Origin of the sequence: Methanolapillus millepedarum (assembly GCF_032594115.1) — an archaeon.
Taxonomy (GTDB): domain Archaea; phylum Halobacteriota; class Methanosarcinia; order Methanosarcinales; family Methanosarcinaceae; genus Methanolapillus; species Methanolapillus millepedarum.
The window spans coordinates 1248467-1268518 of the sequence record NZ_CP131060.1 but is presented as its reverse complement, the minus strand read 5'-3'; the positions used below and the strand labels follow the sequence as shown (position 1 = coordinate 1268518).

The window sequence follows — 20052 nt, the reverse complement described above, 5'->3', positions numbered from 1 at the left end:
GAATTTTTATTGAATTTTATTGTTTTCTTTTCCTTTTGGGCCCTTTTTCTTGTAAAAATCATAAGCCATGGCGCCGACAAACAAAATGACAACGCCGATGATGATATTTTTAAGTGTCAGGAATGTCACCCGTTCCGCCATTTCAATGTTCATTTTGATGCTTGGAGAAATTTGTAAGTCGCCATTTTCATCATAATAACGAATATCGGAGTTGATGCCGTACACTTTTGGGACGGCTTTCGCATCAGCTTTAATCGGATAATTGATGGTCACGGATTCTCCGGGCGCCACGTCTCCCAAAAGTCCCTTGTTGCGGGTGGAACTGAGCGGATACATCATATCGATTTTACATTCGGCGTCGTAAGCGGTTTTGTCGCCGACATTTGTGTAGGTGACGGCAATTGTATTCGTTGTTCCGTTTTGAAGCGTCCCGTTAATTTCCGTGATTTCAAAGACCGGGCTTGATTTGACGACAAACGGGATTTGAAGGTTCACCGTTTCCGTTTTGTATTCCTGAATGTATTTGTCGGAATAAATAAAAGATGTGGACAGCGTGGACGAGTTGAATTTAAACATCCTGGCGTTATCCGGATACTGATAATTGATGGTCATGTTGATGTAATATGTTCCGGCCGGCGTATTCGGACTGATTCGGATCGGTGCGGAAACCATATCGTAAGCGCCGCTTTGCAAAGAGGCGAGATATACATAATCCGATCCGGTCAGCACTTCAATATACGGACTGTCGCAACTCATGTTGATGTTAATAGCCTGTGCGTTCACACGGCCCGCTTCAATTTGCCTTTCGGCGGAAGCCACTTGGTTGAGGGCATCAAAGTACATGCTGCTTTTTGTAAAAGTCAACAGGTCGGATTGGAGAATGACGGCTGTACTTCCGTTGGTGCCTGATATCGGATAAGCCGACGTATATGTTGCTCCCGCATCAGTCGGTATGATGGTGATGTCATAGAGTTCATCAATCGTATGTGTCGATACGCTACCGGCGCTGCCGACATATTCAATACTTTTAACTTGCCGAAGCGTTCCTTTGTTCGCAATCGCGAATTGCAGTGTCGCCGATTTGCCCTTGCCGATTTCCTGGTTGCCGACCAGCGATGCGGAAAGTGCCGGCTCGCCGTATCCTTGATAATAGTCCACAGTATCCGATTCCATCACCGGCAAAAAACTGTATGCGGATGATGCGGCGGATGCCATCGGGCTCAATAAAATTAAAACGAAAACCGCAACCGCAAACCAACGCATTCCTTTTGGAAGTTTGTTTTTGGCCGGCTTTTTCACGGTTTTGTTTGAGCTGTTCTCATCATTTTCGATCATTGGGTTGCCCCCGATTGTTTTTTATTTCGATAAATCATCTTTTCGATATGTTCTTTAAATTCTGATAAGGTTCCTTTCAATCCCTTTTCTTTCATATTATCAAACGTCAGCATGAGCGGCGGGAAAATCACGAATGACGCCAAAAGCGTCATGAGCATGTTAATCACGGTCACCAATCCGAAACTGGAAATAATTCCAAATGCGGACGCTGTCAGCGCCAGGAATCCGAAAGTTGTTGTAATTCCGGAAACCACCAGCGCAATTCCCGTGTTTTTCACCGTCTTTCGCATCGCTTCAATCGGTATCAATCCCTTTCCTTTTTCTTCGTAGAAACGCTCCATCAATAAAATGGAATATTCCGACCCGGCGCCGAGAATCATACATCCCATCACCGCCGTCATCGGTGTGTAAACGATATTAAATGCATACATAATAAGTCCGGACCAACCGATCACAAGCGCGATTGTAATCAGGGGCGCAAAGGCTTTTACAAAATCACGGTAAATGATCAGGAGCGCGAAAAACACAAGCAAAAGACCGAGAACGGTCTGTTCGACACGTCCCGACAAAAGGGATGTCAGCAATTCCGTGTATGGAACACTTTGTCCGGTAATGGTTGCGGTTGTTCCGGGCGGCAGTCCGTGCCAGGAAATGTCTTCCTCAATCAATTCGACGAATGATTTAACGCTCTCCATCGGCAGTGTGGAAAAGGCGTTTCCCATATTCAAGTTGAGAAGCAGCATGGAGTTGCCGCGGGAGTAGCGCTCCATTGTTCCCGCCGGAAGTTGGTCGTAAATCGCACGGATTTCTTCTTCAGTGTCCGGAATCGTTCCGCCGTTGTATTCTTTGACGACATTCGCCAAACTGTCGGCGCTCAGAACATACAGCTGATTTTGCGTCTCATATGTTCCGAATTCGTCCATCCACTTGAGAACGTAAGGCGACGCGATGTCTTCCGTCACAATCATGATATTAATAGCGTCAGATCCGCCCATGACGGTGTTCATGTGGTTGAAATCAACCAAAGCCGGCATGTCTTGAGGAATGTATTTTGTGTAATCTGTTTCGGCCGGAATGGTGGAATCCGCGTAAACGCCTAAAATGCCGGTGATAATGGCAATCGTGAAGATGAGTTTTTTGTGTTTGAGTGTGAAACTGACCGTTTTGTTGAGTGTGGACGTAATGAAATTCTCCGGCACATCTTCTTGTTTGACGGATCCCGGGGCCGGCGCAACATTCCCTTTTGCATCAATGACACATTGTTGTTTTTTGTATCCTTCCGGAAGCAAAAAACTTGCCACTTTGTACGGCTTTCCCGTTTTTTGTTTTTTGCTTTCCAGCCGTTCGGACAATTTGTCCAAGAAATAAACAGACAAAACGCCGAAAAACAAGGCGGCGGCGTAACAGCATACACAGCCGATAATCAGCAGTTTTCCGAAATCCTGAATCATCGGAATGGACGATGTCAACAAGGATATGAAACTGATACAAGTCACCGCAAGTGCCGTAATGACGGCGGGGCCCATATATTTAAAAGTGGAAATTACGGCTTCTTTGCGCGTCGTGCATTCTCTTAATTCTTCTTCAATGCGGTTGTGGAACTGAATGGCGTAGTCGATGCCAAGACCAATAAGAATCGGGAACGCGGCAATGGATACCATCGTCATGTTGATGCCGGCGAATCCCATAAATCCGAACGTAAAAATAATTCCCATCATCACAATGGCAAGCGGATAAAGTCTCCATCGAACGCCTTTAAATACAAAAACCAAGGCGACCAACATTAAAACAACGGCGAGAAGCAACAAAATTCCCATACTGGACGACATTTCAATATTCATGTCTTCGTTGAGAGCCGTTTGTCCGGTGACAATAATATTGTATCCGGGCGGAAATCCCGCAAACAGAACAGCTTCCTTTGAAGCGGCCAAAACATCTGATTTTTGAGTTTCCGTCAGGTTCCCGTACGTCACTAAAATTAAGGAGTGAGTGTCATCATAAATCAGCGAACCGAAAATACCGGGGGCTAACGCAATTAAAGCGTCCACTTCTTCAGCCGTCGCCGGAATCTCTGACCGGCCCGTTACCCTTTCATTTATAGATTCAACGATCCCGGCCGGACTTGTAACGGAGCTGACGCCCGAAACATTGACCATCATTTCACTAAACCGGACGGAAGCCTCCAAAAGAGCCGGATCTTTTACGTCGGCGCCTTCAATCATAATCACAACGGATTCGTTGCTGAACGACCGGGTATAAAGATCCAAATCTTGATACATTTTGGAATCTTTCTGAATGAATGTATCCATACCGGAGTACATGGCAATGGAGTTCATCCCATACATGCTGACCAAAATTAAGACAAGGAAACCGAAAAAAACAAACCATCTTTTTGAAAACGTGAGTTCTCCCGTTTTCTTGAAAAGGTTTGATAACGACAATGACATAAATTATCCTCTGTTATTTTTAAAAATTTGAAAGATTTTGACAGAATGAATCAGAAGTATAAAACTTTATTTTACATAATTTTTACATTTTTCATATCATTTTCATTTATTATATTGTATACAATTATTATTATTTTGAACAACTGATATATTTTGGATATTAAGTTTCATTTCAATTGAATGAGATATATATAACGGTGTTGTTACTCTCAGGGTAACATTTTTAAATGTGAACCGTTGTGTCGTTCCACGTGAACATTCCTCTTATTGATATCATTTCATTTGTTTTTAATCTGTTACTCCTTTTCAGGTAACACTTTATACAGCTGCAAAATGTATATAATGTATATAAAATCTGTTGTCCTTCTCAGGGTAACATTTTTAACCGTTGACCGGTTTTTGGTGTTTATGATTGATCAAGGATTAATTGCCAATTTAAAGAAAATCGGTTTTGTTGAGAACGAAGCCAAAGCTTATGCGGGGCTTGTCATGCTTCAGGAAGCCAGCGCGCGTGAGCTTCATGAATTGACAAGTATTCCGCGCGCTAAAATTTATGAAGTTCTGGACCACTTGGTTGAAAAAAAGTATGTCGATATCCTTCAAGGAACACCGGTTCATTACAGGCCGATTGAACCCGATGAAATGATTCGTATGATTCGGGATGATTTTGAGAAAACGACGGATTCTCTATTGGAATCTTTTGATCAAATGGAATTGGGTGAATTCCAAAAGGATGAGGATGCCATATCGGTTTGGTACTTAAGAAGTGATTGGACGGTCCGGAACAAAATCAAGGAATTGTTTGAAAAAACAGATAAAAGCGCCATCATCGTTTGTCAAACGCCGAAAATTTTATTTGACATCGAAGACATTTTAAAGGCTGCCAAAGAAAAAATATCATTTTTGATTTTGGTGAATGATGTCAAAGACTATGAGAAATTATCGCTTGTGGTCAATAAAGTCCCGTCTAACATCGTTTCTCTTTACAGCGATCTAATGGAGAATACGAAAACAAAGGATGGTTGTTTCATTTTCTCAAGCAACAAGCAAATCTTGTTCCTTCAATACAAAGAGGATAAATTAAACGGCTTTTATCAGGAAAACGCGATTGTCAGTTTTATTTATAAGACCCTCAGTTATATGCTTTCCAATTTAGATTCGGTGGACATTCCCGAAAATTATCATCCGGTTGTTTCCCTCCTGAAAAACGGACCAGACAAATAAACCGGAATGGCTTAACGCGAAAAACAAAAATAAGTCAAATTGAGAAATGAAAGAAATAAGTCAATTTGAGAAATGAAAAAATAAGCCAAATCGAGATATGAAAAAATAATTGAAAAGTTGAAATATGTCATTGAATCCACCGGAAAAAGAAAATGTCCAAACAAACTCGAAAAAAAAATAAAGATTTAACCAAAAAAATCGCCGAGGAACGGATTCTCAAGCTTTTTGAATTGGCGGAGATGAATCATGAAATTCATCCGGAGCGCGCGCAAAGATACGTAACGCTTGCGCGCCTGATATCCATGCGCTATAATGTTCGGTTGGAACGGGAACAAAAGCGCAAAATATGTCAGCACTGCTATGCCTATTTGATTCCGGGGAAAAATTGCCGTGTCCGGATGAAAAATGGTTTTGTTTTGACAACCTGTTTTGAATGCGGCGGACAACGGCGGATTCCGTATTATTTAAAATAATTTTTAAAAACTTTTTTGAATCTTTAATTTTGGATTAAATCTGGATAAAATCTATATTCATAGACGGCGATTAGATTTTTATGCCTGGAATTTTATTCGACGACATCGGCAGTTTTCCGCTTCCGTCCGGCGTCACAAAAGAATTTGTCAGCAACGCGGCTTTTAATCGTGATTCTGATGAAAAATTATTTCCGCTTCTCAATCAAGTTTTTGAACAAAAAATCAATGCCGGCGTTCATGTTCCGAATTATGCGCAGTTTCGAGATATGACCGAGCAGTTTCTTCACCCGATTCGCGATGAAAAGTGTTGCGACGGTCCGTTCAATCTCAAAGAGGAATGTGCCGGAACGGTTGAAATGGACGTGATTGATGCTTATTTTAAACAAAAGAAGAAGAACGGCGAACTTGGAAAATATGATGAAACCGGCGAAAAACCTCTCGTCCGGATGTGTGTCACAGGTCCGACGGAACTTTATTTAAAAGAATTCGGTAGCGCCAATTACGCTGACATTTATCAGCTGTTCGCCAAAAACGTCAATTTTTTTGTCCGAAACGCAATGAGAAAGGCAAAATATTTCAAAATCCAAACCGTTTCTTTGGACGAGCCGAGCATCGGCATCAATCCGGAATTATCGCTTCCCGCTGATGAAATCATTACGGCGATGACAAACGCCACCCGCGCGGCCGGAAAACACGGCGCTGACGTTCAGATTCACATTCATTCTCCGCTTTATTACGATTTGGCTTGCGCGACACCGACCATTAATGTCATCGGCATGGAATCCGCGGCAACGCCTTCTTACATGGACATGATTGATAAAAAAGTTTTAAGCGACACAGACACGTTCATTCGCGCCGGAATTTCCCGGACGGATATTTTTAATATGGCGGGCGTCCTGAATGAAAAATACGGCGGAAACGTGTGGAACAAGCCTGATATTTTGCAAAAAATCGTGACGGACATGGAAACCCCCAAAACGATTGAAAAGAGGCTGAATGATATTTCAAAACGGTTTGGCGATTCCATCAAATACGCGGGTCCGGATTGCGGTCTCGGTTCCTGGCCGACGCAAGAGTTGGCGGCGGCACTTTTGAAGAACACCGGCGTTGCGATTGACAAGTTCAATCAAAAACAAAAGTAAACGACACAAATAGTGAACCGGTACCTCTTTTTAGAGCTGTCTTCAAAAGCGATTGCCGTAACGCGCGCGGCGCCGACGCAAAAATAAAAAGAATTCAGAAAAACGTGAAAAAATCAAATAAAAAAGAAGAAAAAAAGATTATTTGGTGAGAGCTTTTGGGGATCTCTTCAAGTATCTTCTTTTGTGGCCGGAAGACGTAAATCTTTGTGCCGGTCCCGGGTGCGCTTTTGCGCTTAATCCGTTTTCGACTTTTTTTGCGTTTCCTTTTCTTCCTTTTACTTTAACCCAGATGATGCTGCCGGTTTTGCCCATAATCAAGCCTCCTAATTCGTTTATATATTTGTATTTCGCGTTTAATGTGATCAATTTGAATGTAATTTTGAATGATAATCATAAAAAATTATAAAGATCAAATTTGTAAAGATTGAATTGTCAATGTTGACAAAAACACGTTAATCAGTATCAATCCCGCCGACTGATATTTTATTGATACGGTGTTCGTTAAACCTTTGAGGTTTGACTATAACGCCGTTTTAATGATATAAATCTTGCGATTTTTCTATTTTAAAATTTATTTTTCATTGTTTTGGTCCCCACCCGTAAATATTAAAATATGGGATGCCTACAATTGCCGATGAAAAAAATTGAATCGGATTTGGCCTATTTTAAAGATGAATCGGACGCTCTTCTCCGTTATCCGAAGGAGGATTTCATCCGTATTGTCCGTGAGGTCGGATTTGAATGCGATTTATGCGGCAAATGTTGCACAAAAGCCTTTAACGATCATGTTTTTTTATTGGACAGCGATGTCAAACGAATTTTGGAAATTGAAGACGCAGGCGAATCGGTTCTTATACCTTCTCCTTATTTTGATTTTTGCGACCAATATGGGAATTTTTATGTATCCGGTTTTTGTTTGAAAACAAAAAATGATGAAATCGGAACCTGTTCCTTTTTGGAAAACGGCCGTTGCCGGATATATGACAAACGCCCGCTCATTTGCCGGGTTTATCCGTATATGCTTCATCGGGAATTCGATGAAAACGGAACTTATGATTGGCGGCAAATCAGCGGTCTTAATGAACATGGTTTTTATGAAACGGAACTCGATACAGAGGACGCTTCCGATCTTTATGATTTAACATTTCAATATGAAAAGGAATATATTGAACAGGAGCAGCGGTTTTTAAAGGCGCTTTCGGATCATTTTGAAAAAAATAATCTCAAATTTGCTCAAAGAATTTATGATTTGAAAACACGGGAATATGAAAAGGGAAATGAAGCGACCGTTTTTGTTTATTTTGATGGAACATTTGCCGAACGAAAAGCAAAAATGATGAATCGGGATTCATGATTTAAAATCAAAAACGATCGAACTTTTTTGAAACTCAAAAAATGTGTTGCCATAACGCGCGCGGTGCCGCTTGCCAAAAAAAGAGAAAACGAAACAGAACAAAAAAGAAAAAATGAATTTGAATCATCGTTTTATTCAAATTCAATGGTTCCCGGCGGTTTGGACGTGATGTCGTAAACCACGCGGCAAACATCCGGAATTTCCGATGTAATCCGCTGTTGAATTCTGATGAGCGTTTCAAACGGCAGATTGAGAGGTTCTGCGGTCATCGCGTTGTCAGAATCGACCGCGCGGACGGCAACAATCCAGCCGTGAATTCTTTCATCGTTTTTGATGCCGGTTCCTTTGCCGATGACGGCGGCAAATGCTTGCCAGGGCTTGAATTTTTCCATCAGTTCTTCTTCGACAATGGCATTGGCTTCGCGGACGGCCGCCACTTTTTCTCGGGTCGCTTCACCGATGGCGCGGACGGAAAGTCCGGGGCCGGGGAACGGCATTCTTTCGGAAAGCGCCACGCAAAGGCCAAGTTCGCGTCCGACTTCCCGAACGTCATCTTTGTAAAGGTAATAAAGAGGCTCGACAACGCCTTTAAATTCCATCTTTTCCGGCATGCCGCCCACATTGTGGTGCGCTTTGATGCCTTTTTCGGATTCCAACACATCCGGATAAATTGTTCCTTGAATCAGGTAGTCGGCTTTGATTTTTTTGGCTTCTTCTTCAAACACTTTGATGAAAGTTTCGCCGATTGCTTTTCTTTTGAGTTCAGGGTCTGTGATTCCTTTGACGGCGGTAAAGAAACGGTCGCTTGCGTCGATCACTTGTAAATTCATGTGAGAAAAGGCCGCTTTGACTTGTTCAGGTTCGTTTTTTCTCATAAAACCGGTGTCAATGAAAATCGGGTACAAACGGTCGCCGATTGCCCGGTAAGCAAGTTCGGCACACACGGAACTGTCAACACCGCCGGAAAGAGCAATAATAGCCTTGCCATTGATTTGTTTTTTAATTTTTTCAATTTCTGTCGCAATGAATTCTTTCACGTTCTCCATTTGAAAAGCTCCTGGCGGTTTTTTAAAAATAAATACCATTGGCAATAAACAAAAATACAGTCAGCTGCAAATTCAAATCCGGGAATTTGCGCTTAAAATGTGTTTAAAAGACCTTATTCATTCGGATACCCATGATATTATTTGAACGTTTTTGTAAATGTATTTTTATGAATATTCTCTCCCGAATTTGTTTTAAATGAACGCGGAAAAATGAAAAGTTTATATAATAAAAACGGGTTTTAGGCTTGTTTTTAAAAACATCAAGGGGCTGTAGGGTAGCTTGGTCCATCCTGCAAGGCTGGGGGTCTTGCGACCTGAGTTCGAATCTCAGCAGCCCCATTGGATTTTATACATTTTGAGATTTATTTTGGTTTTTTTCTTTCGTTTTTAAAAATCATACGATCTCCGACAATGCTGTTTCTCAAATGTTATGATTTTTCATTACATTTAACTTTAAATGTTGATTTTTTGCTTTTCTTTTGCTCTGTAAATTTTATTTTTCAGCCTCAGTCTTTTCTTTTTTATTGGATCTACTTTTTTAATATTCTAATATATATTTTTTAAAAAATTGCCCTGACTCAAACAATAAAATGTTGGAAAATAAAATATCGGGAACAGTTGTATATCCTTGTTATAATTTTTTTATTTTGTTTTTTATTTTTCCTTAATGTGAAAAAAACATTCTGAAATTGGACAGTTTTAGTTCCGTTTTAAAATCCGCCGAAAAAGTACCAAATATAGGTACACGATTATTTTTTTCATTATTATTTTATAGAATATATTAATATAAAATTTTTAAAATATAATAATGTTTTTATGCTTGTTCAAATTTTTTGAGAACTATCTCGTTTTGTTAGGATTTCAATTAAAACGATGCAAAACAGAGAGACAATTTTTGGTAATTTGACTTGTTTGAATATCGGTTGAATGTGGAGGAATCTTTATTCAAAAGAATGAACTATTGCAAATTCACGCGGATTTGGCAAGAATGAAGAAACGTTTTGAAAAACATGGCTATGTCCGTGAATTTAACGAATATTATGAGTTGAACATCAGCCCGATTCATGTTCATAAAAGTAAAGAGGAACATAAACAAGCAATCTTTGTGTTAAGTTCGGCCTTGGCTGTCGTTGCCGAGGAACAAAGTGGTGTTTATGCAGCTGAAAAAACAAGCCGCCAGCAAAGAAATATCGAAAAAGACGGTTTTGAATATCGTGAGATTGATGACATATTTGATGACCGGCACAGTCAAAAAAACAACGTTGTTCACCGCAATGACAATAAAAGCAGCAATAAAAGCAGCAATAAGAATGATAATACGGATGACAGACGTGAAAACGGCAATATTAAAAATGGCAGAAATAAAAGTGAAGTCGGTCCGGAAAAACAATGGTGAGATTTAAAATGTCTTTTAGTTTTTGACAGTGATTTATTTCGGTTTTGAGACCCATGAGATATTGTTTTATACCATTATTTTGGATTAATCTTATTTTTCTTTTTTATGCATTTTATTTTAACAGGTTATTTTATGACATTAAATCAAAAAGTCTTAGAAATTCGAAATCGGCAGCGTATTAAATCAAAGCCGTTTGACGAGCCGGCCGCTTGCTGGCTTGGGACCGACAACATTCGCGGTGAAATTTTGGATGTGTTGACGGTTATTTTTCAGACATCCGGCTGCTACTGGGGAAAAAAGGGCGGCTGTACGATGTGCGGGTACGTTTATGACAGCGCGTCCGGAGAGCCGAGCGACGCCGATATTATGAAACAGCTTGAAACGGCGCTTCTCCGCGCGTCTGAAAAACAAAGATTTATGGTCAAAATTTTTACGTCGGGAAGTTTTTTGGACCCCAAGGAAATCAATCGTGACCTTCGCGTTCAGATTCTGTCCCGGCTTTCAAAAGATTCGCGCGTCGCCGCCGTTTTGGCGGAAACGCGTCCGGAATTTGTCAATCAAGAGGCGATTGATGATTGTTTGTCGGCGATGAACAACAAACCGCTGGAATTTGCTTACGGTCTTGAGACGACGTCGGACAAAATTCGGCGTGAGTCAATCAATAAAGGCTTTTCTTTTAACGATTTCAAAAGAGCTTGCAGTCTCGCCCGGCAAAACGGTATTTTTTCAAAGGCGTATTTGATGCTTAAGCCGCCGTTTTTGTCGGAAAAAGAAGCTTTGGACGACATCTTGAAAAGTATTGATGAAGCGGCGCCTTATGCCGAAACCATTTCCATTAACTTGTGCAACGTTCAAAACGGCACTTTTGTTGAAAAAATGTGGGAAAACAAAGAGTATCGACCGCCATGGCTTTGGAGCATGGTGAAAATTTTGGCGGACGCCAAAGCCCAACATCCGGAAACGTATCTGATGTCAGATCCGGTCGGCGCCGGCGCAAAACGCGGTCCGAGAAATTGTAAGAATTGCAGCTACGATGTGGCGGATATGATTCGTGAGTTTTCAAGAACGCAAGACACGAAAACATTGGAAAAAAAGGATTGCGATTGTCGCCGCCTTTGGGAAAAAGAATTGTTGTTGGATGATGTGACTTTCGGCTCTCCGATTCGCGATTAATTTTAAATTTGATTATTGGTTATTGATTTTATTGTTAAAATTCGGGATTGCTTATTATGTCTCAAAAAAAGGTATTTGAAAAAAAAATGTCCTCGGATGCGGATGGTCTTCGGTTCGCGACGCCGGAACCGGTTGCCAAATATCGGGCAGCGCGTTTGAAGTGCCGCACAATTGCCGACATCAGTTGCGGAATTGGTGGACAAACGATTTATTTTGCGATGCAGTGTCAACATGTGTATGCGGTTGAAATTGATCCGATGAAATTGGAATTTGCCAAACAAAACTGCCAAAAACACGGTCTTTCAAACATCACATTCATTTGCGGAAACGCGCTTGATCCGGCTGTCATCGCTCAAATTCCGCCGGTCGATATTATTTTTTCCGATCCGGCCCGTCCGCCGGAAGAGGAAACCCGGAAAGTGACGAGCCTTCGTCCGGGAATTCCGGATGTCATGACCGCTTATTCGGACAAATGTCAAAATTTTGCGTTTGAAGCGCCGCCTCAGATGCCGCCCGAACGAATTTTGGAGGACGGGTTCGATTGCGAAATGGAATATTTGTCTTTAAATGGTCAGCTCAATCGATTGACGCTTTATTTCGGAAAAATCAAGCGTTACAACCGCGTGGCAGTATCGCTTCCCTCCGGAAACGCGATGGTCGACGCGCCTGTTGAATTGCCGCCGGTTGTTGAAACAGATAAATCAATGATTTTTGCGTATGAGCCGGACCCGGCAATTGTCGCGGCCGGGCTTCTCCATGAATTAATAGATGATTTGATTAAAGCGACGGGTCCGGTCCGGCTGATTCGCATTGACAAAAAGAGAGTCTTGCTCACGTCCGATTTGCTGACGATTCACCCGATGGTTAAGAACAATTATATTGTTCTTCGGACGATGCCGGCAAAAACCGAAGACGATTTTGTTTCTGTCCATGAGTTTTTGCAAAAAAGCAATGTCGGAAAAGTGGTCATTCGCGGAAATGTCGATCCGAAAGAATATTGGGATTTTCGGAACAAGTTGGAAAACGGTCTTTTCGGTTCCAAAAAGGTTCACCTGTATTTGCGCGATGGGAACGCGCTCCTTTGCGAACTGATTTATGATGAAGACTAAAATAAAAGAATGAACAAAATAAATTGAATAAATTAAATAAGTCCGACGGTATGGATTAAAATTATATACGGCTCGATTTATTTTTCTTTTTAAGTCTTTTATTTTTAAAAAAGTGGTGGACAAAAATGGATGAAAAAGAAAAGAAGACGGATATTTTGGAAAAAGGCGCCATTCTTCAGCGCGACGGTGAAACATATGCGATTGCCCCGCACAGCCCCGCCGGGCTTTTGACGCCGGAAAAGCTTCGGACAATCGCGGACGTTGCTGAAAAATACAACGTTGCCGCCATCAAGATTTCTTCTTCCCAACGGATTGTTTTGGTGGGTTTAAAAGAGGAAGACATTGACAGCGCTTGGGATGATTTGGGTATGAAACCGGGTTCGGCCATCGGTGTTTGTGTGCGAAGCGTTCGCGTCTGTCCCGGAACAACGTTTTGCAAGCGCGGCAAGCAAGATTCTTTAAGTCTCGGTCTTAAATTGGATGAAAAATATCACAGCATGCAGCTTCCCGCGAAGATGAAAATCGGCGTTTCCGGCTGCCTGTTTTCCTGTTCCGAATCCGCGGTGCGCGACATCGGTTTTATCGGCGACGCCAAAGGATTCAAATGTTATGTCGGCGGCAACGCCAGCTCAAACCCGCGTGTCGGAGAACTGATCGCGGAAGGGCTTTCGGAAGAAGACGCCCTTTTGCTCACGGAAAAAATTATTGATTATTTGAAAGCAAAAAATTCCAAAAAACGGCTTGGAAAAGTAATTGAAGAGAACGGTTTGGAACAATTTAAAAAAGAAATCGGGCTTGTTTAAAACATTGATTTTTTGTCGGCGGCAACGCGCGCGTTATGGCGACACATTTTGTTGACAACTTCAAAAACGAGGGCGCGTTTTATTCAATAAATGCCAACTTTCCGCAAGTTTATATTTCAATTCAACAAAGAGCGGTCCACAGTATTTTTAAAAATCGTGCAAACCATCCCGCAAAATCAGACGCTTTGCGTCTGTATTTTGCGGATTGTCATAAAATACAGAAATGTATGGCAGCAGAATGGTGAAGCAGATTGCACCTTACCGTTTCCGGTTTCAGATTGCATCTCCTGTTTACGGTTTCGGATTGTATTGTTGTCCGTGATATCCGTAAAATGCAGATGCTGTCGCATCTGATTTTGCGGGGTGGCTTGCCCGATTTTTTAATGCCGCCGAATTTTGTTGCTTTTCGTTTAAAAGACAATATTTTTATTTCACCCCTTCTATTAATATTCCTATGCACTCTTTCAAATCAAATAAAACAAGTAAGCCGAACATATCTGAGATCCTTCAAAAAGAAGGTGCGGACGGTTATTTGATGCATGGGAATATTCATGATGCCGACATTTATTATGCCACGCATTTTCTGGCGTCGGATTCGTTTTCTTATTTGCTTTGCGCAGCCGGCGAAATTTTACTGGTTTCCGATATGGAAAAAGAACGCGCTGACCTTGAGTCCCGGGTGCCTGACGAATATATTTTGACAACATCCGCGTTCGATTACCGGGGAAAAGCCAAGACGTTCAAAAACGGGACGTTGGCTTACGCGATGGTTTTAAAGGAAATGCTGACTCGGAAAAACATTCGAAAAATCGCCGTCTCATATGATTTTCCGGCTTATTATTTTGATCAGCTTCGGAACGATTTTGATGTGATTCTCATCAAAACGCCGTTTGAAAAAAACAGAGCTGTCAAATCGGAGTCGGAAATCAACAACATCGCAGAGTCTCAAAACGCGGCGGAAAAAGCCATGGAGTCCGCTGTTTCCATGATCCGGCGCAGTGTTCCGAATGATTCCGGCGCTTTGGTTTTGGACGGCGAGATTTTAACCGGCGAACGCATTTTGCGGGAAATTGACCGTGCACTTCTTGAAAACGGCTGCGTCGGCGATGAAACCATTGTTTCCTGCGGCGAAGACAGCGCCAACCCGCATGGAAAAACGCTTGGAACTCTTTTTGCGAATCAACCCATTGTTTTTGATATTTTTCCGCAAAACAAGCACAGCCGGTATTTCGGCGATATGACGCGGACAGTTATTAAAGGAAAAGCGTCGTTGGAGCTTTTAAAGATGTATGAGGCCGTTCGCGGCGCGCAAGAGGCCGGCGTCGCTGCGGCAAAGCCGGGCGTTTCCTGCCAAGATGTTCACAATGCGGTTTGCGATTATTTGGAAAATGCGGGCTTTCACACTTATCGGAGCGGGTCCAAAGTCGGGTTTATTCATACGACCGGTCACGGTGTTGGTTTGGATATTCATGAAATGCCCAGTGTTTCCGAAAACAATCACATTCTGGAACCCGGAAATGTCATCACGATTGAACCGGGACTTTACTATCCCGGAACCGGCGGCATCCGCATCGAAGACATCGTCGTGATTACAAAAGACGGCTGCCGGAATTTGAACCGGATGGAAAAAATATTTGAAGTCTGACCAAATGGTTTTTTATAGAACATTTATAGAATAATTTGTAAACGTAGAGTATTATTTGACACATTTAAAGGCGTTAACTCATGTTTTCTCATGCGAAAAAATTTAAAAACACAGACGAAATTCTGGAAAAATACCGCGCGGCCGGAAAAATTCATCAGCAAGTGATGAAAGACGCGCGCGACAAAATCAAAGTCGGCTTATCTCTTTATGAATACGCGACTTATATTGATCAGCGGATTATCGAACTTGGCGGGCTCTCAGCGTTTCCCGTTAATATTTCCATGAACGAAGAAGCAGCACACGACACGCCGCTTTTTGAAGATTCGCGGATTTTCGGAAACGATGTTGTCAAAATCGACGTCGGCGTTCATGTGGACGGTTACATTGCGGACGGGGCGATGACGATTGATTTGTCCGGCAAAAATTCGGCGCTTGTCAAGGCAAGTGAAGAAGCTTTAAAAGCGGCGATTGATACCGTTAAAGCCGGCGTGACAACGAACCAAATCGGCGGCGCGATTGAAGATACAATAACAGCGCTTGGATTTCAGCCGATTCGAAACTTGATGGGGCACGGCCTTTCTCAGTACACGGCGCATGCGGAACCTTCCATTCCGAACTGCCGGTTCCAACGCGATGTTATTTTGAATGCCGGCGACACAATCGCTATTGAACCGTTTGCGACGGACGGTTTGGGTTATGTGGATAACGGGAGCATTAAAGAAATCTATTCCCGAATTTCCAAAAAACAAACTCGGCTTCCAATGGTCCGAAAAGTTTTGGATCAAATCGACGCTTATAACGGACTTCCGTTTGCGAAAAGATGGATTTCCGGTGAAAAATTGGATTTTGCGCTCAACCAATTGGAACGCGACGGAATCATTACCAGCTATCCGGTATTGGTTGAAGTTTCCGGCGGATTGGTTTCCCAAGCGGAACACACATTAATCATTACGGAAGACGGGTGTGAAGTCACGACAAGGGAATTGAACGGCGATTATTGATTTGTTTGATTTTCATTTATAGAGGTGGTTTTTATGGTTTTTGTTTCGTCCCGAATTGTTTTTGGAGAAAATGCATTTACTGAAAAATTGGTTGTCGAAGACCGCGAATTTGAAGGCTTTTCGATTGCGGTTGATGTAGCGCCGTTTCTGCTCATTCGTTCCAAAGAAGGATGCATGCTTGGATGCGGTTTTTTGGACATTGAGGCGGCGGATGCGCTCAATTCCTGCGCCGTCAAAGTTAAAGGTGTGAAGACTTTTGACGATATGATGACGGCAAAGGTTGTCGAGGTCAGCAAGGCGGCCAAAAAGAAAGGAATCAATGTCGGGATGACCGGAAAGGCAGCATTGCTCAGGTTCTGAACGAAAAATCAAAATTAAAGTAAAACCAAAAAAATCAAAAAATCAAAGGATTCAGAAAGAGTTCAAAAAGGATTCAAAATGCCGTTTTCAGATGCTGTTTCTTTTCGCAATGGTTTTGTTTTTTTAGACATTGAGGTGACGCCCGGTTCTAAAATTGTTCAAGTTCCGAGCGGTTATAACGAATGGCGAAAACGCATCGAAGTGAAATTGTCGGAAAACGCTCAAAAAGGAAAAGCAAACGAACAACTTCTTTTGGAAATTGCCAATCTTTTTGATATTTCCCGCACGCAAGTTGTTTTGGAAAACGGCGCGACCAATTCTAAAAAAACGATTCGTTTGGAAGGCATTTCCGATGAAGTGGTTTGTCAGATTTTAGAAAAATCATTGAAAACAGTGTCCGGAAAAAACTGAATTTAAAAATTGTTTTTTAAACAGGTTGTATTTAAAATAAATTCAAATGTGAACCGTTTCCATTTTGGAAACAGTTTCCTCCGGTTTTAATTTTCTTTTCTTCAAGTCTCTTCTCATTTGTTTATCAAAAATCAAATAGTTCAAATATAAATGGTTTCTTATTTGTTTTTCATGCAAGCAAACATTGGCGGGATTGTTCCGCTTTCGACGGTGGATTGGCACGGTCGTTCTTCAATTGTTCTTTTTTTCAACGGTTGCCCGTTTCGCTGTCCTTATTGTCACAATTTTGATTTGATTGACCGGAAAAATCCGGTCGACTTGGATTTAATTCAAAAAAGAATTTCCGAATCCAAACCTTTCATTTCAGCGGTTGTTTTTTTGGGCGGCGAGCCGCTCATGCAAGTCAAAGAAGTGTCGGAAATCGCCAAAATCGCCAAAGAGAAAGGTCTTTTGGTGGGCGTTCACACAAACGGTTATTTTCCGGATGCGGTTTCGTCGCTCATTGACAACGGCCTCGCGGATAAATTTTTTGTGGATATAAAAGCGCCGTTTGAGCCGGATTTTTATTTAAAAGTCACCGGTACGGACGCAAATGAAAAATTCGGTGAAAAAATGATTGAAAATATTCAGCAATCGCTCAAAACGATTGATGCATCAGATGCCGAATTGGAAGTTAAGACAACGGTTTTTCCGAATTTTATCGGAAGCGAAGAAGATATTTTAAAAATTGCGGGTTGGCTTGACAAGAACATCAGTCATAAGAGAAAGTTGGTTTACGTTCTTCAGCAAGGGAACGGCAGGAACGCGCCGGATCCGGTTTTGAAAAACACGCGATTTTTTGAACCGAGAGAAATGGACCAATTGGCAAAGTCAGCGGGGTCCGTTTTAAAAAATATTCCGATTTTGACGCGGACGGAAGAAGAAGGCCAAAAAGAATTTTGTTTTAAGTCAAGTTGATTTCGGGTTGATTCAGGTTGATTCAGATTGATTTCAAGTTAAATCTTTTCTTAAATTAAAAAGTTTAGGAATATAATCCCTCGTTGAATTAAATTTTTAATATTGATATCCCTTGAATCCGATTTTAAAATATATTGCTAATATTTTAAAATCATTTTTATATTTGAAATCGACCGCCATTTCTGATGGAAAATCGATATTAGGAGAAGAGTTCAATCCGGTTTGCAGTTTAAAAAAAGGATATATACCATTAGTCCTTTTTATGTTTTGTTATCCCGTCAAAACGAATCATATGTTCATCCTTTCAAAAATAAAGCAGTTTGATACCTCAACTGTCAAAAACGGATCAAAAAACGAAATCAAAAACGGAAAAAACTTGAAAGGTTTTTGGATGTATGGAAAAACGAGTAGCCTATACCTGAAAAAAAATCTCAAAGTGTCATCTTTGGGGACTTCAAAACGAATATAACAAATAACCGAACAACCTTAACGAAAACGAAGCAAAAACGAAACCATAAAAACGAAAATGAATCGGCAAAAATCCATGATATGGAGTATAGGAAAACTTTGCCGTCATTTATCCGGGAAACAAAATAAATTTGTTCGATTTCGGTCCGAAAAATATCCACCAAAAAGAGAACAGCCGAAAGATAGATCAAAAGATTTAAAAGAACAAATTTGAACATGATGGTTGTGCCGTTTATCGAATTTCGATATTTCGGCACAAACATGCTCCATCAGAAAATTAATAGAGCGCTTCAACGTGATCATGATCAATGCGCTATCTCTTGAATTTAAATTTTATTCCGATTTTTCGGAACGCAATATATAAATAAAATAAAGAAATATGTAAACCGTTCCTTAAAATTATGTTTACAAATCATTTGCGCATACTTTAATTGCTTATTGTGCTTTTGCGCGTTTTTATAACATCCGGTGGCTGGTGATCGCATGAAATCCCCTCTTCAAGATTCCAATGTTCGAAAAGTCACCGAAAAAGACATCATCCATATTTTTTCGGAAGTTTTTCATTTTTCAAAAAAGCCGGTTTTATCCGGTTCCGAATTTGATGATTGCGCCGCGATTGATTTGAATTTTTTTGTTTCGGCAAGTGCCGGTTCCGAACCAAGCGCTGATGCATCGGCCCATTCCGCTTCTCTTCTTTTCAGCACCGACACCGTTCACCGGAAAACAGATTTTCCGCCATCAATGTCGCCTTGGCAAATCGGATGGATGTCGGCAGCCGTTAATTTAAGTGATATCGCGGCCATGGGTGGAAAACCGGTTGCTTTTTTAGCGGCCATAGGTCTTCCGGCTGATTTTTCTTTGGACGACACCCGCGAACTTGCGCTTGGCATTCATGACTGTGTTTCCTTATTCGGTGCTGAAGTGATTGGCGGCGACACGGAATTTCATGACGAACTGACGATTACCGGAACGGTTATCGGTGTTTCCGGGAACAAAAATATCATTTACAGAAAAAACGCGAAGCCCGGCGATTTGCTTTGTGTCACGGGTTTTGCCGGCTCCGCCGGTGTTGCGCTTGACATTCTTTTAAATGACCCGGCCTTTCAAGCCGCCGGCGTTGACATAAACAGCGCACCCCCTTCCTTTTTAAAGAATTTGACGGAACCGTATCCGCGCGTTTTTGAAGGACTCGCGCTTTCTAAAACCGGTGCCGTCACGTCCATGATGGACACAAGCGATGGTCTTGCGGTCTCTGTTTATGAACTTGCGGAAATGTCGAATGTCGGTTTTATTATAGATGCCGAAAAGATTCCGACTGAAGAAGAAGCTTTTCGCATTTTGTCCCGCGTTTGTCCGGATTCGAGTTCGGCAAAAGAAGTTCTTCTTCAAAAAGCGCTCTATACGGGCGGCGACTATGAACTCTTGTTTACGATTTCTCCCAATCAATTAAAGCTCGTCGAAGACGTTTTTGAAAAATTAAACGCCGCCGGCAAATCAAAGTCCGGTCTTTCGTTTAAATCAGGATACGTGTCCCGGTTTTCCGTCATCGGGCAAGCGATCGGAGAAAAAACCGTTTATTTGAGAACAAATTTGGAAAATTCAATGCAGCTAAAACCTCTTTTGAAAAAAGGGTACGACCAATTTGACAAATGAAAGAATCTTTTATCAAAAATTTGTATTAATTTCAAAAATGAGAAGTTTAAATAGT

18 protein-coding genes and 1 tRNA gene are annotated in these 20052 nt (G+C 41.5%); 15 read left to right on the top strand and 4 right to left on the bottom strand.

From position 1 onward, the window contains the following. Positions 1 to 6 precede the first annotated feature (6 nt). Together MsAc7_RS05940 and MsAc7_RS05935 are read right to left on the bottom strand one after the other, a co-directional pair. On the bottom strand, positions 7 to 1335 hold the full coding sequence (locus MsAc7_RS05940; RefSeq protein ID WP_338102008.1) for a COG1361 S-layer family protein: 1329 nt from the start codon (positions 1333 to 1335) through the stop codon (positions 7 to 9). Beyond that, positions 1332 to 3782, bottom strand: a complete 2451-nt coding sequence (locus tag MsAc7_RS05935; protein WP_338102007.1) for a hydrophobe/amphiphile efflux-3 (HAE3) family transporter — start codon at positions 3780 to 3782, stop codon at positions 1332 to 1334. The genes MsAc7_RS05940 and MsAc7_RS05935 overlap by 4 nt, the downstream gene beginning before the upstream one ends. Before the next feature lie 408 nt (positions 3783 to 4190). On the opposite strand from MsAc7_RS05935, the gene MsAc7_RS05930 reads away from it, so the two are divergent. From MsAc7_RS05930 to MsAc7_RS05920, 3 genes are all read left to right on the top strand, one after another. Continuing rightward, positions 4191 to 5006, top strand: coding sequence for a TrmB family transcriptional regulator (locus tag MsAc7_RS05930; RefSeq protein ID WP_338102006.1), 816 nt, complete (start codon positions 4191 to 4193; stop codon positions 5004 to 5006). Positions 5007 to 5158: 152 nt separating this feature from the next. Beyond that, positions 5159 to 5479 (top strand): ribonuclease P protein component 4, encoded by a 321-nt coding sequence (locus tag MsAc7_RS05925; RefSeq protein ID WP_338102005.1) that lies wholly within the window; start codon positions 5159 to 5161, stop codon positions 5477 to 5479. A gap of 80 nt (positions 5480 to 5559) precedes the next feature. Further along, positions 5560 to 6621, top strand: a complete 1062-nt coding sequence (locus MsAc7_RS05920; RefSeq protein ID WP_338102004.1) for a methionine synthase — start codon at positions 5560 to 5562, stop codon at positions 6619 to 6621. A gap of 138 nt (positions 6622 to 6759) precedes the next feature. Here MsAc7_RS05920 and MsAc7_RS05915 read toward each other — a convergent pair whose 3' ends face one another. Continuing rightward, positions 6760 to 6933 (bottom strand): DUF5350 domain-containing protein, encoded by a 174-nt coding sequence (locus MsAc7_RS05915; RefSeq protein WP_338100360.1) that lies wholly within the window; start codon positions 6931 to 6933, stop codon positions 6760 to 6762. 322 nt (positions 6934 to 7255) lie between these two features. On the opposite strand from MsAc7_RS05915, the gene MsAc7_RS05910 reads away from it, so the two are divergent. Then, positions 7256 to 7975: a YkgJ family cysteine cluster protein gene (locus tag MsAc7_RS05910; RefSeq protein WP_338103476.1), complete on the top strand. Its 720-nt coding sequence runs from the start codon at positions 7256 to 7258 to the stop codon at positions 7973 to 7975. A 131-nt stretch (positions 7976 to 8106) separates the two neighbouring features. Here the strand turns inward: MsAc7_RS05910 and guaA are convergent, their stop codons facing one another. Beyond that, entirely contained in the window at positions 8107 to 9021 is a 915-nt protein-coding gene (gene guaA, locus MsAc7_RS05905; protein ID WP_338102003.1) for a glutamine-hydrolyzing GMP synthase, read from the bottom strand. Positions 9022 to 9285: 264 nt separating this feature from the next. On the opposite strand from guaA, the gene MsAc7_RS05900 reads away from it, so the two are divergent. The 11 genes from MsAc7_RS05900 (at position 9286) to thiL (ending at position 19997) form a co-directional block, all read left to right on the top strand. Next, positions 9286 to 9360: transfer RNA gene (locus MsAc7_RS05900), tRNA-Pro, on the top strand. Positions 9361 to 9937: 577 nt separating this feature from the next. Beyond that, on the top strand, positions 9938 to 10417 hold the full coding sequence (locus MsAc7_RS05895) for a UPF0058 family protein (protein WP_338103475.1): 480 nt from the start codon (positions 9938 to 9940) through the stop codon (positions 10415 to 10417). 132 nt (positions 10418 to 10549) lie between these two features. Next, the gene (locus MsAc7_RS05890; protein ID WP_338102002.1) at positions 10550 to 11590 is read left to right on the top strand and encodes an archaeosine biosynthesis radical SAM protein RaSEA; all 1041 of its coding nucleotides are present in this window, start codon (positions 10550 to 10552) and stop codon (positions 11588 to 11590) included. 56 nt (positions 11591 to 11646) lie between these two features. After that, the gene (locus MsAc7_RS05885; RefSeq protein ID WP_338102001.1) at positions 11647 to 12699 is read left to right on the top strand and encodes a methyltransferase domain-containing protein; all 1053 of its coding nucleotides are present in this window, start codon (positions 11647 to 11649) and stop codon (positions 12697 to 12699) included. Positions 12700 to 12824: 125 nt separating this feature from the next. Beyond that, positions 12825 to 13502, top strand: a complete 678-nt coding sequence (locus MsAc7_RS05880; RefSeq protein WP_338102000.1) for a nitrite/sulfite reductase domain-containing protein — start codon at positions 12825 to 12827, stop codon at positions 13500 to 13502. A 454-nt stretch (positions 13503 to 13956) separates the two neighbouring features. Then, a complete protein-coding gene (locus MsAc7_RS05875; RefSeq protein WP_338101999.1) occupies positions 13957 to 15147 on the top strand; it encodes a M24 family metallopeptidase in 1191 nt (396 codons plus the stop codon). An 80-nt stretch (positions 15148 to 15227) separates the two neighbouring features. Next, positions 15228 to 16148: a type II methionyl aminopeptidase gene (gene map, locus MsAc7_RS05870; RefSeq protein WP_338101998.1), complete on the top strand. Its 921-nt coding sequence runs from the start codon at positions 15228 to 15230 to the stop codon at positions 16146 to 16148. Between the two features lie 33 nt (positions 16149 to 16181). Next, on the top strand, positions 16182 to 16508 hold the full coding sequence (locus tag MsAc7_RS05865) for a YunC family protein (RefSeq protein WP_338101997.1): 327 nt from the start codon (positions 16182 to 16184) through the stop codon (positions 16506 to 16508). Positions 16509 to 16586: 78 nt separating this feature from the next. After that, positions 16587 to 16919, top strand: a complete 333-nt coding sequence (locus MsAc7_RS05860; protein ID WP_338101996.1) for a DUF167 domain-containing protein — start codon at positions 16587 to 16589, stop codon at positions 16917 to 16919. A gap of 171 nt (positions 16920 to 17090) precedes the next feature. Further along, positions 17091 to 17876, top strand: a complete 786-nt coding sequence (locus tag MsAc7_RS05855) for an anaerobic ribonucleoside-triphosphate reductase activating protein (protein ID WP_338101995.1) — start codon at positions 17091 to 17093, stop codon at positions 17874 to 17876. Positions 17877 to 18827: 951 nt separating this feature from the next. Further along, entirely contained in the window at positions 18828 to 19997 is a 1170-nt protein-coding gene (thiL, locus tag MsAc7_RS05850) for a thiamine-phosphate kinase (RefSeq protein WP_338101994.1), read from the top strand. Positions 19998 to 20052: the final 55 nt, after the last annotated feature.